This is a genomic window from Metabacillus rhizolycopersici (assembly GCF_020075705.1).
This window is the reverse complement of record NZ_JAIQUM010000031.1, coordinates 1-15,193: the sequence shown is the minus strand read 5'-3', so window position 1 is coordinate 15,193 and position 15,193 is coordinate 1. Positions and strand designations below refer to the sequence as shown.

Sequence of the window (15,193 nt, the reverse complement as noted above, 5' to 3'; positions counted from 1 at the left end):
ATATCCTCATACATAATTCTCTCGGTTCGTCATGACATTTAAAACGGGTTTTGCTTTAAAACAAACAGGTCTACTACAAAGAAGCTTTCACCTTGAATAATTACAGTATTTGTCGTTGTTACTTCTTCAAATAGAGGACTAGTATATGACGGTCGATGAAATTTCCATAGATTAAGAAACGACAAATAGGAGGATAGAACAAAAGAGTCTGACCGTTTTGTTCTATCCTCCTATTACTATCCGTTAAGAATGAAATAAATCTATATCAATCTTAATGTTAAATGCACTTAACGTTTTGGAGCCTTTTCCCAATCAGTAGCAAATTTTTCGATCCCTTGATCTGTAAGAGGATGCTTTGAAAGTTGCTCAATGACTGAGTATGGAACCGTTGCAATATGAGCGCCTGCCATAGCTACACGTGTTACATGATCAGGATGGCGCACAGAAGCAGCAATTATTTGTGAATTTATTTGATGAACACGGAATAATTGAGCAATTTTTTCTACTAATAGAACTCCATCTTCAGAAATGTCATCTAACCTACCTAAAAATGGCGAAACATATGTGGCGCCAGCTCGAGCGGCTAAAAGCGCTTGATTCACAGTAAAGATAAGAGTAACGTTTGTTTTTACTCCTTTTTTGGTTAAATAACGGCAAGCTTCTAACCCAGGTATAGTCATTGGAAGTTTAATCGTTATGTTCTTGTCCCCATTATTAGTTTTTATCAATTCTTCAGCTTCTGCAATCATTTCTTCAGCAGTCACTGCTTCAGGAGTCACTTCCGCTGAAACAGATTCTACTTCAGGTACTGTTTGACAAATTTCAGTGATTCGATCTTCGAATTTAATCCCTTCTTTAGCTACTAATGATGGATTCGTTGTAACACCAGATAAAATCCCAATTTTATATGCCTTTTTAATATCTTCAAGATTTGCAGTATCAATGAAAAATTTCATGTCTTGTTACATCTCCTTTTTATATAGAATTCATTTGTATTTTCATTAGGCTTTTTAGACCTATATTGAGAGACTTCTTGCTAACTGGTGGACATTCAAATCAAGCAGATGTTTTTCTTTGGCAACTTCCTCAAATGGCGTATGAATCAGCCCACCATTTTTTAATCCAACCATTACACCTCTTTCTCCTTTTACTAATAAATCCACGGCTTTTGCTCCCATCTGACTGCCCCTCATCCGATCGTAAGCACTAGGGGAGCCTCCACGTTGAACATGGCCTAGTATAATCACTTTTGTGTCAAAGCCTGTTTTTTCTTGAATAAGTTTCCCCACCTCTCTCCCGATTCCTTTCCCTACCCCTTCTGCGACCACTACAATGCTGTGTGTCTTTCCACGCTCATATTCTCGCTTAATACGGTCAACAACATCCTCTAAATCATGATCGGCTTCCGGAATAATAATCGATTCTGCCCCTGAGCACATTCCTGACCATAGCGCAATATCACCAGCATGACGTCCCATAACTTCAATAACATAATTACGATCATGAGAGAATGCGGTATCACGAATGTTATCAACGGCTTTCACAGCTGTGTTTACTGCTGTATCGAATCCAATTGTATACTCCGTCCCCGCCATATCGTTGTCAATGGTTGAAGGAATTCCAATTGTAGAGAATCCTTGAGCGTTCAAATTCCCCGCACACTTAAAGGAATCATTCCCCCCAATTACAACGAGGCCATCAATGTCGTTTTCTTTTAGTTGAGCTAACATCTGCTGTTGAACTTCAACCGTCTCAAAATCTTCAAAATGTGCACATTGTAAAATTGTCCCGCCCCGCTGAATAATATCACCTACACTGCCATGGTTCATTTTCACAAAGTCCCCGTCAATTAAACCTTTAAAACCACGTTGTACACCATAAACATCTAGCCCCTTAAAGATTCCCCTTCGAACGACAGCACGAATGGCCGCATTCATCCCTGGTGCATCGCCACCACTGGTTAATACTGCAATTTTCTCCATTCTTCTTACCTCCATGTTTTTAAAGACATGCTGATATAAAAAATGGCAGATTACCTACCGGTTAATTCTGCCAAAAAATGATAATATAGTTTCTTTATCCTCTGTTTAAATTCAATAATTAGATAAGCTTTTTAAATTGAGAAATAACATTTTCAACTGTAAATCCATATTCTTCAATAATTTTTTCTCCAGGTGCAGAAGCCCCAAATTGATCAATTGCTAGAACAGCCCCGTTATCTCCAACGTATTTACTCCAACCTAAGGAAGCCCCCATCTCAATTCCAAGTCGTGCTGTCACATTTTTCGGAAGAACACTTTCTTTATAGGCTTGCGATTGTTTTTCAAATCGGTCCCAGCTTGGCATACTAATAACTGATACAAAAATACCTTCTTCTTCTAAAGCCTTTTGCGCTTCAACTGCTAACGGAACTTCAGATCCAGAAGCTAATAGGAAACCAGCAACCTCACCCGTTGTTTCAGAAATAATATATGCTCCCTTTTTCACACCGGTATAGGCTTTTTGGGAATCAACAAGTGTTGGTAAATCTTGACGAGTCAGAACAAGAGCTGTTGGCTCATCTTTACTTTCTAGTGCAAGCTTCCATGCAGCTGCTGTCTCATTCGCATCAGCTGGTCGAATTGTAGATACACCAGGCATCGCACGTAATGCTGCTAGCTGTTCAATAGGTTCATGTGTTGGTCCATCTTCACCAACCGCAATACTATCATGTGTAAATACATATGTAACAGGAAGCTTCATTAATGCTGACAAACGAATTGCAGGACGCAAATAGTCAGAGAATACAAAGAATGTTGCACCGAAAACTTTTACACCACCGTGTAATGCCATTCCGTTAACAGCCGCTCCCATTCCAAATTCACGAACACCAAACCAGATGTTTCTACCGCTATAATTTTTACTACTAAAATCTGTTTCTCCATTTAATAATGTTTTATTAGAAGAAGCTAAATCAGCTGATCCACCGAATAATTGAGGAACATTTTTAGCAAGTGCGTTAAGAACTTCACCACTAGATGCACGAGATGCTAGTTTATCTTCTCCTACACGGTATACCGGAACATCCGAATCCCAACCTTCTGGTAACTCACCATTGATTGCTATTTTTAATTCCTTAGCAAGTGATGGATATGATTCCTCGTATTGTGAGAATAGTTCATTCCATCTTCCCTCTTTCACTTCTGCCGCTTCTTTAAGTTCTTCAAAATGTAACTTGACATCTTCTGGGATAAAAAAGTCTTCTTCATAGGTCCATTTATAATGTTCTTTTACAAGTTGTATTTCATCTTTCCCAAGTGGTGAACCATGTGAAGCAGATTTACCTCCTTTATTGGGAGAACCATATCCAATGACCGTTTTTACTTCAATTAAAGTTGGCTGTTCTGTATTTGCTTTCGCTTTTGCAATCGCTCGAGAGATTGCTTCTACATCATTGCCATCCTCTACACGGATGACTTGCCAGTTGTATGCCTTAAATCGGTCTTCAACATTCTCACTAAATGACATATTAAGTTCACCATCAAGTGATATATCATTTGAATCATAAAGAACAACCAATTTACCAAGTTTAAGATGTCCTGCTAATGAAGCCGCTTCAGCAGATACACCTTCCATTAAGTCTCCATCACCACAAATACTATATGTGTAATGATCTACGACGTTAAGGTCATCTCGATTATAAGTTGCTGCTAAATGTCTCTCAGCCATAGCCATTCCGACTGCCATTGCAATCCCTTGCCCTAACGGACCAGTTGTTGCATCAACACCTGGCGTATGACCATACTCCGGATGTCCAGGAGTCTTACTTCCCCATTGACGAAAGTTCTTTAAGTCATCGATAGAAACGTCGTACCCAGTTAAGTGAAGTAGACTATATAATAACATCGAACCATGACCCGCTGATAACACAAAACGGTCGCGGTTAAACCAGTTTGGATTATTTGGATTATAATTCATAAATTTTGACCAAAGTGCATAAGCCATTGGTGCAGCCCCCATCGGCATACCTGGATGACCTGAGCCTACTTTTTCAATTACATCAATTGATAATGTTCTAATTGTATGAATAGATAACTGATCGATATTTACCTTTTGTTCAATCATATTTACTTCCTCCTAATAAAATGTTTAGAATCTTTCCTTCTGAGAGGTACGTATCTTAAATCCATAAAAATTGCATAAAACGCTCAATAATAGAAGGATGGCTTCCTGCCCTTCTATTATTGAGTGGCTTATAAAGTGAGACTTCCATCAGTGGGGGTTTTCCTTATCCCCCACTGATGGATAGCGAGACTTATCGGGCTTTTACGGGCAGTTATCCCCCACCTTCGCCTCTTTGTGATTCACTCAAGCTTAGAGGTGGGGTATTACTGCCCGTTAATGCGGGATAACCTTGAGAACTTTGATTCAAGAGAAAACCTACATGTTCATTTAGATTTTTTGCTTTATAGGAAAGTGGGTGACTTTTAACCTTGTTTTCTATTATTAATCACGTGATTCAATAAATTGGTAACTTTGTTTCTTACCTCCAACAGCAATAAACGAATGTGTTAACATAACACCATTTTCTTTTTTACTTACACCCTTTAATAGAGTTCCATCTGTGATTCCAGTTGCTACAAAAAAGCAATCATCAGATTTAACAATCTCCTCTATTGTTAGTACTTTATTTGGATCAGAAATTCCCATCTTTATACACCGAGCGAACTCTTCATCAGTTTGAGGGACAAGCTGACCTTGAAAATCTCCACCTAAACATCTTAGTGCAGTTGCAGCAAGTACTCCTTCTGGGGCTCCACCCGTTCCTACTAATATATCAACATCCATTTCTTCAATTGCAGTAGCAATTGCTCCAGTAATATCAACATCTGAAAATAGCTTGACTCTTGCACCAAGTTCAAATACTTGATTGATAAGTTCCTCATGTCTTTCGCGGTCTTGTATCATCACTGTTAATTCACTAACTTCCTTACCTAAAGCCTTAGCTACTGATAACATATTTTCCGTTAATGAAAGATTTAAATCGATTGCACCTTTAGCTTTTGGACCTACAGCGATCTTCTTCATATACATATCTGGAGCGTGTAATAAGCTGCCTCTACTTGCAACAGCAATAACTGCTAATGAGTTATCCTGTCCTTTTGCCATTAAATTTGTTCCTTCGACAGGGTCAACAGCGATATCGACTTTTGGTCCATTCCCAGTTCCAAGTTCCTCTCCGATATAAAGCATTGGAGCTTCATCCATTTCTCCTTCTCCAATAACAATCGTCCCACTCATTTCGATCGTATTCATGTGATTGCGCATTGCTTCAGTCCCTGCACCGTCAGCCTCCAGTTTATTTCCTTTCCCAACCCAAGGATAGGATGCAATCGCTGCCTGTTGAGCAACCGATAAGAAATCCATGGCTAATCCTTGCACATTCTCTTTACTGCGAATATCCGTTTTAGGGTACATTATCATTTCCTCCTAGTAACGTTAAAATTATCAACATTGTATAAATATACATATTAAGTTATAAATATACATTAAATTCATTGAACTTCCCTATATAATTAATTCTAACCAAAGAAGGATTTACTTTAATGTTAATAAATTATTCGATAGCTCCCTACAAAAAGCATATGATCTGCTACCTTTCATGCAAAAGCTGTTTTGTCTAATCAAGATTCACCTATTAATCTTTCGTTTAGTTGACAATAGGTGAATCAGATTAGACCCTTCATTTTATACCGTTTGAACCGAGTTAATTGTAGTTAAGAATGTTTCAAGAATTAAGTAAGCTGATGTAGCACCTGGATCTTGATTTCCTAATGATCTCTCACCTAAACGGCTTGATCTTCCACGTTTAGATAGTAAGTCTTTTGTTGATTCCATTCCTTTATGTGCAGCAGCAACTGACTCTGTAAATGCGTTTACAAAATCTTGTTCCTTTTCAAAATTGGATTTTAAACTTTCCAAAGCAGGATAAAGTGTATCGATCATTGTCTTATCGCCCACTTCTGCTCCTCCACGCTCTTTAATTCCTTCAATAAATGCTACCCAGAAATCTTTCAAGTCTTCTCCAGTTAATTCTGTTTTATTTTGGAAAACTTTAGCTCCTCTTAGAAATCCTGTAGCATATAATGGTCCAACAGAAGATCCTACAGCACTTAAGAAAGTACGACCTGTAGTAATACAAATCTTCCCACAATCTTCTTCCGCAACTAGTTCTTCGTTTAATTTTTCATCAATCGCTTGCCAACCGATTGACATTGTCACACCGTGATCACCATCTCCAAGCTTACGATCTAACTCTGATAAATATTCTTTATTATCTTCCATTACTTCAACTACATTTTTTAAAAATATCTTTAAGTCTACAGCACTAAATTTCATTTCGTTTTCCCCCTTAGGTTTTATCTTTGTACATACATTGGACAATCAGCTGGATAATCTACTAATTCCATTAATTCATCATCTAGCTTTGTAATTGTAACAGAGCATCCACCCATTTCTAAAGATGTACTATAACTGCCAACATATGATCTGTGAATTTCTATTCCTTTTTCACTTAAGATTTGTTCGACTCTTCTAAACATGATATATAATTCCATTTGTGTAGTAGAACCTAAACCGTTTACAAGAACAGCTACTTTTTCACCACTGCCTATTGGCATATCATTTAAAATTTCTTGTACTAAACGGTCTGCTACTCGGTCTGCTGGTTGTAACTCACCTTTCTCTATCCCTGGTTCTCCATGATGTCCAAGACCTATTTCCATTTCATTAGCTTCAAGTTCAAAACTAGGTTTACCTGTCTGTGGTAAAGAACAAGGAGTTAATCCAACACCCATCGTACGCGTGTATTCATTTGCTTTTTTAGCTACACTTACGACATCGTCTAAACTGTAACCTTTGTCTGCAGCTGCACCAGCAGCCTTTGTTACAAAAAATTCTCCAGCTATTCCTCGTCGCTTTTCTTTTTCTTCTTTTGGAGCAGACGCTACATCATCAGTTACTAGTACTGTTCCAATGTTTGTACCATATTCTAAATCTGCTAATTCGGCTGCCATTCCAAAATTCATCACGTCACCAGCATAATTACCATAAATGTAAACAACACCAGCGCCTTTATCGATTTCTTTTGTCACTTCAAGAATAGGGTCCGGCGGGGGAGAAGCAAAAATATTACCAACGGCTACTCCGTCTGCCATTCCATCTCCAACATATCCCATAAAAGCCGGTTCGTGACCAGAGCCCCCGCCAATAAGTACTCCGACCTTTTCTGGACGAGTTTCTTTCGCAGTAACAATTGAACGCTTATTTTCTGGTAATAGTTTAACATGCTTCGGAAACGCTTTAACATACCCTTCTATCATTTCATCAACAACATGTGTAGGATTATTAATTAGTTTTTTCATATTAAACATTTGCCCCTTTCAATAATTCTTGTTCTTTATCGATAATTTGTTGAACCTTTCTAGCTGAATTCCCTCCAGGAAATTCTGACTCAAGATACGTTTTAACAACTTGTTTTGCAAGTTCAATCCCGATAACCTTCGAACCCATTGTTAAAACTTGCGCATTATTACTTTTTTGAGCTCTCTCAGCTGAATACGTATCGTGACATAATGCTGCGCGTATACCTGGAATTTTCCCCGCTGCAATCGCAACACCGATTCCTGTACCACATACTAAAATACCTCTATCAATTTTATTATCGTTTATATCATTCGCTACTTCAAATGCAACTTCAGGATAATCTACTTCAACACAAGCTTTACAACCATAATCATACACTTCATGTCCTAATTCTTGAATATATTCTCTTAATGTTTCTTTCATTTCAAAAGCGTTATGATCGCATCCTAATCCAATTTTCATTTGTATCTGCCCCTTACTCTTAGTTTAATAGGTTTATATCGTATAACTTAACTTTTATACTTACATTTTTTCATTTATCATTAAAATTGTCAATAATATTTTTGTTTTTATTTTCATTTATTTTTGATTACTTTCAAAATGGTCTTTTCCACTAAATAATTAAGAACGCCTTCAAAAGACGTTCTTAATTATTTTTGTATTTAATTTTCAATTAAATTTACTGTGCTACTTTTACATCAATTACTCCTTTTTCTTTACCTGATTTCGGTAATGTAACAAAAATCATAAGCAAAGAACTAACTAAATATAACCCCACAAAAATCCAAATAATACCAACTGTACCTACACTAGCAATGAAAACGCCAACAATTACAGGCCCAATAAATTGACTTAATCCTGCACCTAGGTTGAGTATAGACATTGCTGCTCCTTTATTTTCTGGAGCCAACGATGGAATTAATGCAGAAAGAGGAACATACGCAGCTAAACAAGCTCCAAAACATATCGCTACTAAAGTTGTCATTATGTAGTTCGGTCCCATAATGGATGGTACATAGTAAAGCCCCGCTGTAAAGATCGCGCATCCAATTCCACCAAACCACATAACCGTATTACGCCACCCTAATTTATCTCCTATTACACCCCAAATTAGGTTAAAAATGACATTACTTGACCAAAGTGCACCATAAATTTGTAACCATTCAGTTCTAGTAAAGCCAATTTCGATCATATATGCAGGTAGGAAAACAACAAATCCATAAGCACCAGCAGTATTAATTGCTCTAACAATTCCACCTAAACCCACTTTTGGTTTTTCAAAAGCAATTGTAATTCCCTTTGCAATATATTTAAATGCATCTGCCTTCGTTTCGAACTTCTTCTGATCACTATTTTCATCTTTATTTAAAAGGATCGCAATTGTTGCACCTAATGCAACAAAAATTAATGCACTCCAAAGCGTTTTCATTTCACCTAAGATTGGTAGTGCAAAACTTGAGTAATACGCACCTAATACATTTAAACCACCTGCAAATGCAACCCAGAACCACCCAACCGCTGTTCCTAGCTTATCACTAGGTGCATAGTACGTAATCCACACTAAGAATGAGTAAGCAAATAACGGATATCCAAGTCCTCTAAGTGAATAAGTAGGAATCATTACTGCTAAATTCATTGTTGGAATCCCAATAGTTAAGAAAACAATTGTTCCTACTACAAACATAGAAACACCTATCATCATTGCTTTTCTAGGTCCTAAAACCTCTGCAAGTACACCTGATAACCATGCAGCAATCGCAACGGCAAAACCATAAACACTGAACAATAAAGCAGACTGTTGGACAGTTAAACCATTGTCTGTCAAATAAGATGACAACCACCCTAATTCAAGGCCATCTCCCATCATAAAAAGTAAAACCCCGATATAGCCAAGTGCCATCTTATTATCCATGCCCAATTTACCTAATAAACCACCTTGATTCATTGCCACACATCCTTCTACTAGAATTTATACGTTAGAAATTTTTTATAAATTTCAACATATAACTAAACACCTAATTTAAGCGCTTTCTTTCTCTATGATGCAGCCATTCCTTTTATTAAAGGTTAAGAAGAGGGATGCCTCATTAGCTGAGTATCAGCCCTCTCGAACTTCAATTACTATAACAGCTCTCTATTATTCTTATAAAGTGAGACTTCCATCAGTGGGGGTTTTCTTTATCCCCCACTGATGGTTAGCGAAACTTATCGGATCTTTACGGGCAGTTATCTCCCACTTATCTTCTTTGCTTCTCTCGAATCTTGAAGTGGGAGTTTTACTGCCCGTTAAGGTGGGATAAATTAGGATTAAGAACCACTTTTAATGATTCAGCCCCATTTTTAACTAGTTGGAAACCTTTTTCAAACTCTTCTAACGGTAATGTATGTGTAACAACACCTTCTGTTGGAAGATCGCCGTTAGATATACCTGTAATAACAGGCTCATAACAATATGGACCTAAATGAGAACCTAATACATCAAGCTCTTTACGATCACTGATAATACTCCAGTCAACTGTTACTGGATCTTTAAATACACTAAATTCTACAAATGTACCTAGCTTACGAATCATCGTTAAGCCTTGTTCTACCGATTTTTGAGCACCAGTTGCTTCTATATAAATATCGCATCCATATCCATCTGTTAATTCTTTAACAATTGAAATTGCATCTTCTTTCGCTGGATTAATAACGATGTCAGCACCAAATTGCTTAGCAAGCTCTAAACGGTCCTCAAATAAATCTAATACTACTAGTTTTCCAGCACCTGATTTCTTAATAGCACCTATCATACCAAGTCCTAAAGTTCCTGATCCTGCTAGTACTACTACATCTCCAAGTTGAATGTTCGCACGTTGAACTGCATGGAAAGAACACGCGTATGGCTCAATCAAAATAGCTTTTTCAATAGGCAAATCTTCTGGAACTTTATAGTTGATCGCTTCTTTTGTAAATTTCATATACTCAGCCATTGCGCCGTTTACATTGTTTTGGAAGCCATAGAGGTCGTGTTTTTCACACATCCAATATTGACCACGGTTACAAAAACGGCATTTCCAACAAGGAACGATTTGTTCAGAAATGACACGATCTCCGATTTCATACCCTTCAACACCTTCACCTAAAGCAACAACATGACCAATAAACTCATGGCCAGGAATCATTGGAGCTTTGATGTAAGAGGGTTGCTGGTCGTCTCCCCAGAAACTTGGAGCACCATCAAACGCTTTCAAATCTCCCGCGCAAATTCCACATGCTTCAACTTTTACTAGCATCTCACCTTCACCAATCTCAGGAACAGCCACTTCTTCAAAGCGATAATCTCCTGGTGCATAAGCTACTACAGCTTTCATTGTTTTTGGAATAACTAAGTTAGTAAAATCTTTTTTTGTTAGGGTATTTGAATTTGAACACATGATGAATCTCTCCTTTTTTGTGTTAAATATGCTGCGGTTTTTAAAAGAATTGCAGTTTCAATTATAAGTAGTATTAAAATAAAATAAACTCTTGTTTTTTCTATTTTTTTGAAATCACTTTATTGAACGCTTACATTTCCTAACTTTCTCTATATTGCTTTAAAAAGTTTACCAAGACATTTAGCCTATTTATGTAAATTTTTGTTCACCACGTCCTTTTCATTTATTATAACTACAACTTTCATATTCTACTGATTTTTTTCACTTACTAGCTATTGTTTTCATTTTATTACTTTATTTGTTGTTTAGTCAATCTTTTTTTTATTTATTATTGATTCCCTCTCTTTTTTCTCTAAAAGTTTTACATCAGAGCAGAAAAATGATGTAATATTAGTATAGTAAGAAAAAAACTACAAATCATTTTTTTAAATATGCACAGGATTCTTTATTATAAATTTCAATTTAACTGACACATAGGGGGATATAATGGGTAAGATGTTTGCACCAGAAAGAAGAAAATTAATTATGGATATGTTAAATGAGCGACAGAGAATTACAATTAAAGACCTTTCAACAGAAATTAATGTTTCAGAAGCCACATTAAGAACAGACCTTACTAAATTAGAAGAAGATGGCCTTCTAAAGCGAACACACGGAGGAGCCATGTTAACCGATCATTTAGATAGTGAAATTAGTTTTTCAACAAGAGAAGGAAAAAACAAAGATGAAAAGACGGCCATAGCCAAAAAAGCAATTGAATTTATTTCAAACGGGCAATGTATTATGCTTGATGCAAGTTCTACCGCTCTAGAACTTGCTCGTATTTTAGCAGACAAGAACATTAAATTAACTGTCGTTACTAGTGGCATCAAGACTGCTCTAGAGTTAAATGAGCATCCAGATATAACTGTTATTTTACTCGGAGGAATCGTGAAAAGAGGTTCTCATTCTCTCGAGGGAAGCCTAGGTATTAATATATTGAATCAAATTCACATTGATCTGATGTTCACCTCAGCAAATGGCTTTTCATTAGATTCAGGACTAACAGACTTTAGTGTTTATGAAGTAGAACTAAAAAAGGCAATGGTCAATGCTTCTAATAAGGTCATAGCTCTTCTCGACCATACAAAAATTAACAAAAACTCCATTGCATCCTTTGCTTCGATAGACCAAATTGATTCCATCATTACCGATGGTGAAATCACCGAAGACTTTGCACAAAAATTAAAAGATGTAAACATTACAATAACTCAAGTAAATCCAGAAAATGATTAAAGATTTTTTAATCACACAAAACAAATTGAGGCTGACTCAAAAAGGTCGTTAACAACGACCTTTTTGAGTCAGCCTTTTTAATCTATCTTTCATCATTTTCCTTAAAACACTATGAATGGTTTTATACACTAGCAGTAGATGTAAGAAATTTCACTATCGCCTCTACCGTAAGCCTACGATCCTCTTCATGTACTAAGCCGGAACCCTTAGAAAATTAGTTCCGCTTCCTGCTCATTCATTTAATTAAATAGAACTAATAATTGATTAATTTTTTCTTAACTTCTTGTGATTGAATTGAAAGGAGATATATTTTTAGTAAAGCTATTCAGATTTTATCCTTTGAAACATAAAGCCTTTTAAGGGATAATAAAAAAGTTAGAATTTTTCGTATCCATTTAATCTTATTGTATTAATCTAAGAGCATAGAATTTAACATTTAGTTTTATGAGAACAGATAGTCAAGAGATTGCTTAGAGGAACTAAGAAAAATTGAATTGCGCTCAATTCAGACATTCTGTAGTAAAAATGAAAGGCAGAGATTTATATTTATTGTCAGTAAAAAAACGGATTGACACACAAATTGTGATACATCTAACATCTAGAAGGAGAGCATTTGAAATGAATCAAGAATTTCTTTATATCATCATGATCATTGCCCTTGGGTATTTCTTAAAACGCTTAAATATTTTACAAGAAAAAGATGGGGAAGTCATCGCAAAAATTATTTTTAAAATTACACTTCCTGCTTTAGTCATCGTTACATTTGATTCTGTAAAAATTGATACTTCTTTAATTTTGTTACCAGTCATTGTCTTAGTTTATGGATTAATTACGACAGTCATCGGACTATTTATCTTTAAAAATGAGGAAAGAGAACTAAAAGGTTCTTTTCTAATGCTTTCCGGATTTAATGTCGGCTTATTTGCATTCCCCCTTGTTTTTGCCATGTGGGGAATGGATGGATTAACGCATTTTAGTATGTTTGATGTCGGAACTTCATTTGTAGTTTTTGGGATCGCCTATATTTCAGGAAGTTATTTTTCAGAAGAGGGGCTAAGTCTTAAACCACTTGAAATTCTAAAAAGGCTTGGCAAGTCAATTCCTTTAATGACTTATCTTATTGCTAGTATTTTAAATTATAGCCATATCCAATTACCAGATACGTTCATCAATGTTGCAAGTACACTATCCAAAGCAAATATACCATTATCATTATTACTATTAGGACTTTATTTGAACTTTAAATTTGAAAAACAATTTGTTAAACCGATAGTGAAGTTTTTAACTTTCCGTTATGGTTTAGGTTTACTTGTTGGACTAGGCCTATATTTTTTCCTTCCATACGATCAAATGTTTCGATATACAATCTTGATTGGAATGTTATTACCTGTTGCATCATCAGCCTTAACGTTTGCTGTCGAATTTAAATATACTACTACTCGATTGATTGCCACGATCTCTAATATAACCATTTTAATTAGTATTGTGATATTGTATATTTTTTCTAATTTTATTTTATAGTCATTTTTTACATTATTCTTCTTTTTATAAAAAACGAAAATAAGTGGCCTTGTATAGTCTCTTAAGAGACTATACAAGGCCACTTATTCATCTCATTTCTATTCTTTCTCTCCATGCTCCTCCAAATAAACAATTCTCTCAAGCATCGTTGGGTGTGTATAACGAAAAAGCTTTACAAGTGTCGGTGGATTCACATCACTTAACCCTGCTTTTGATAGCTCCTGAAACGAACTAACTGCTGCTTCATGATTGTTTGTCATCTCAATTGCATACATATCCGCAGACTTTTCCTGATATCTCGCGACTGTATTTGCGATCGGACTTGAGGCAAATGTTAATACCCCTATCAAGATTAAAAATAGCGGAAATGCTGTTAACTCTTTTATTGAACGGATTTTTAAAAGCGTTCCGAAATGTTTAATCATAAGCCTCATTAATAAATGAATGAAGAATAACCCAACCAAGCTTGCTAATAAATAGCCAGCAATTCCGATATAAATATGCTTCATCACGTAATGGCCCATTTCGTGAGCCATGATAAACAAGATTTCATCATCACTCAATCTATTAAGGGTTGTATCCCAGAGGACGATTCGTGAATTAGATCCTATACCAGTTACATAAGCATTAAGTGCATTCGTCTTTTCTGACATATTCACTTCATAAACATGTTCTGCTGGTATTTCAGCCTCACTTGCCATTGCTAGAATTTTCTCTTCAAGTTCCTTATTTTTCAAAGGATAAAAATCATTGTAAAGTGGGTCAATTAATACTGGTTGAACAAACATTAGAAACATCGAAAACGGGATTGAGAGCAACCACGCATACAGCCACCATCTTTTCTCAAATCTTTTAATGAGCCAATACAATACAATCACAATGACTGTCATTAAAGCATAATTCACCCAAAAATCGATCACTTGATCTTTCATCCATGCCGGAAAGGATTGAGTCGTAATATTATATGCCTTCGAAATTCGATAACCTAGCCATTCAACTGGAAAAGACAGAACTGTTACAAATATTGATAGCCAAAAAAAGTATATTGCAGATTGCAGACTAAAAAACCTAGTAGTTGCATCCGACCATTCCTGCATTTTTCGTGAAATACCTGTGATAAGCAAAACAAAGAATAAAAACCATTCAAACGGTACCGTTACAAAATAGAGGAAATTTTTTATTGTAGAATATTCCTGTGATAGTAACAGCTCTCGACCAGACATGAATGTTGCTGGATCTGCTGAAGTTCCCGTATAAGGGGCCGGAACACCAGATCCAGAAAAGACGAATAAATACCAATACATAAATAATCCATAGATAAAATAAAGAAAAATCGATCCTGTTAACCATTTCCTCAATTGGCCACTCCCCCTTGAACGAGCTCTTACCTCTAGTTTAGTTTGGTGATGATTTTATTAGAACATAAAGAAGACTTCTATCAGTAGGGGTTTTCTTTCATCCCCCACTGATGGTTAGTTCGCACTTATCGGACCTTTACGGGCAGTTAATCTCCCACCTATCTTCTTTGTATTTGTACACTCAGAAGCCTGAGGTCGGAGTCTTACTGCCCGTTAAGA

12 protein-coding genes are annotated in these 15,193 nt (G+C 36.2%); 2 read left to right on the top strand and 10 right to left on the bottom strand.

Features of this window, described 5'->3' with window-relative positions; all coding sequences use genetic code 11:
- Positions 1–287: 287 nt before the first annotated feature.
- The 9 genes from fsa to K9V48_RS14160 form a co-directional block, all read right to left on the bottom strand.
- Entirely contained in the window at positions 288–956 is a 669-nt protein-coding gene (gene fsa, locus K9V48_RS14200) for a fructose-6-phosphate aldolase (protein ID WP_224139629.1), read from the bottom strand.
- A gap of 60 nt (positions 957–1,016) precedes the next feature.
- Complete coding sequence (gene pfkA, locus K9V48_RS14195; RefSeq protein WP_224139628.1) at positions 1,017–1,982, bottom strand: 6-phosphofructokinase; 966 nt, start codon at positions 1,980–1,982, stop codon at positions 1,017–1,019.
- A 118-nt stretch (positions 1,983–2,100) separates the two neighbouring features.
- Positions 2,101–4,104: a transketolase gene (gene tkt, locus K9V48_RS14190; RefSeq protein ID WP_224139627.1), complete on the bottom strand. Its 2,004-nt coding sequence runs from the start codon at positions 4,102–4,104 to the stop codon at positions 2,101–2,103.
- Positions 4,105–4,485: 381 nt separating this feature from the next.
- The gene (gene glpX / locus K9V48_RS14185; RefSeq protein WP_224139626.1) at positions 4,486–5,457 is read right to left on the bottom strand and encodes a class II fructose-bisphosphatase; all 972 of its coding nucleotides are present in this window, start codon (positions 5,455–5,457) and stop codon (positions 4,486–4,488) included.
- Positions 5,458–5,727: 270 nt separating this feature from the next.
- Positions 5,728–6,378 carry a dihydroxyacetone kinase subunit DhaL gene (gene dhaL, locus K9V48_RS14180; RefSeq protein ID WP_224139625.1) on the bottom strand — a complete coding sequence of 217 codons (651 nt, stop codon included), beginning with the start codon at positions 6,376–6,378 and terminating at the stop codon, positions 5,728–5,730.
- Between the two features lie 20 nt (positions 6,379–6,398).
- Positions 6,399–7,403, bottom strand: a complete 1,005-nt coding sequence (locus tag K9V48_RS14175; RefSeq protein WP_224139624.1) for a dihydroxyacetone kinase subunit DhaK — start codon at positions 7,401–7,403, stop codon at positions 6,399–6,401.
- A gap of 1 nt (position 7,404) precedes the next feature.
- On the bottom strand, positions 7,405–7,866 hold the full coding sequence (gene rpiB, locus K9V48_RS14170; protein ID WP_224139623.1) for a ribose 5-phosphate isomerase B: 462 nt from the start codon (positions 7,864–7,866) through the stop codon (positions 7,405–7,407).
- 217 nt (positions 7,867–8,083) lie between these two features.
- Positions 8,084–9,349 (bottom strand): MFS transporter, encoded by a 1,266-nt coding sequence (locus tag K9V48_RS14165; protein ID WP_224139622.1) that lies wholly within the window; start codon positions 9,347–9,349, stop codon positions 8,084–8,086.
- 331 nt (positions 9,350–9,680) lie between these two features.
- Entirely contained in the window at positions 9,681–10,820 is a 1,140-nt protein-coding gene (locus tag K9V48_RS14160) for an MDR/zinc-dependent alcohol dehydrogenase-like family protein (RefSeq protein WP_224139621.1), read from the bottom strand.
- Positions 10,821–11,306: 486 nt separating this feature from the next.
- Between K9V48_RS14160 and K9V48_RS14155 the strand changes: the two genes are divergently transcribed.
- On the top strand, positions 11,307–12,095 hold the full coding sequence (locus K9V48_RS14155) for a DeoR/GlpR family DNA-binding transcription regulator (protein WP_224139620.1): 789 nt from the start codon (positions 11,307–11,309) through the stop codon (positions 12,093–12,095).
- Positions 12,096–12,713: 618 nt separating this feature from the next.
- Positions 12,714–13,616 (top strand): AEC family transporter, encoded by a 903-nt coding sequence (locus K9V48_RS14150; RefSeq protein WP_224139619.1) that lies wholly within the window; start codon positions 12,714–12,716, stop codon positions 13,614–13,616.
- Positions 13,617–13,714: 98 nt separating this feature from the next.
- Here K9V48_RS14150 and K9V48_RS14145 read toward each other — a convergent pair whose 3' ends face one another.
- On the bottom strand, positions 13,715–14,974 hold the full coding sequence (locus tag K9V48_RS14145) for a M48 family metallopeptidase (RefSeq protein WP_224139618.1): 1,260 nt from the start codon (positions 14,972–14,974) through the stop codon (positions 13,715–13,717).
- Positions 14,975–15,193: the final 219 nt, after the last annotated feature.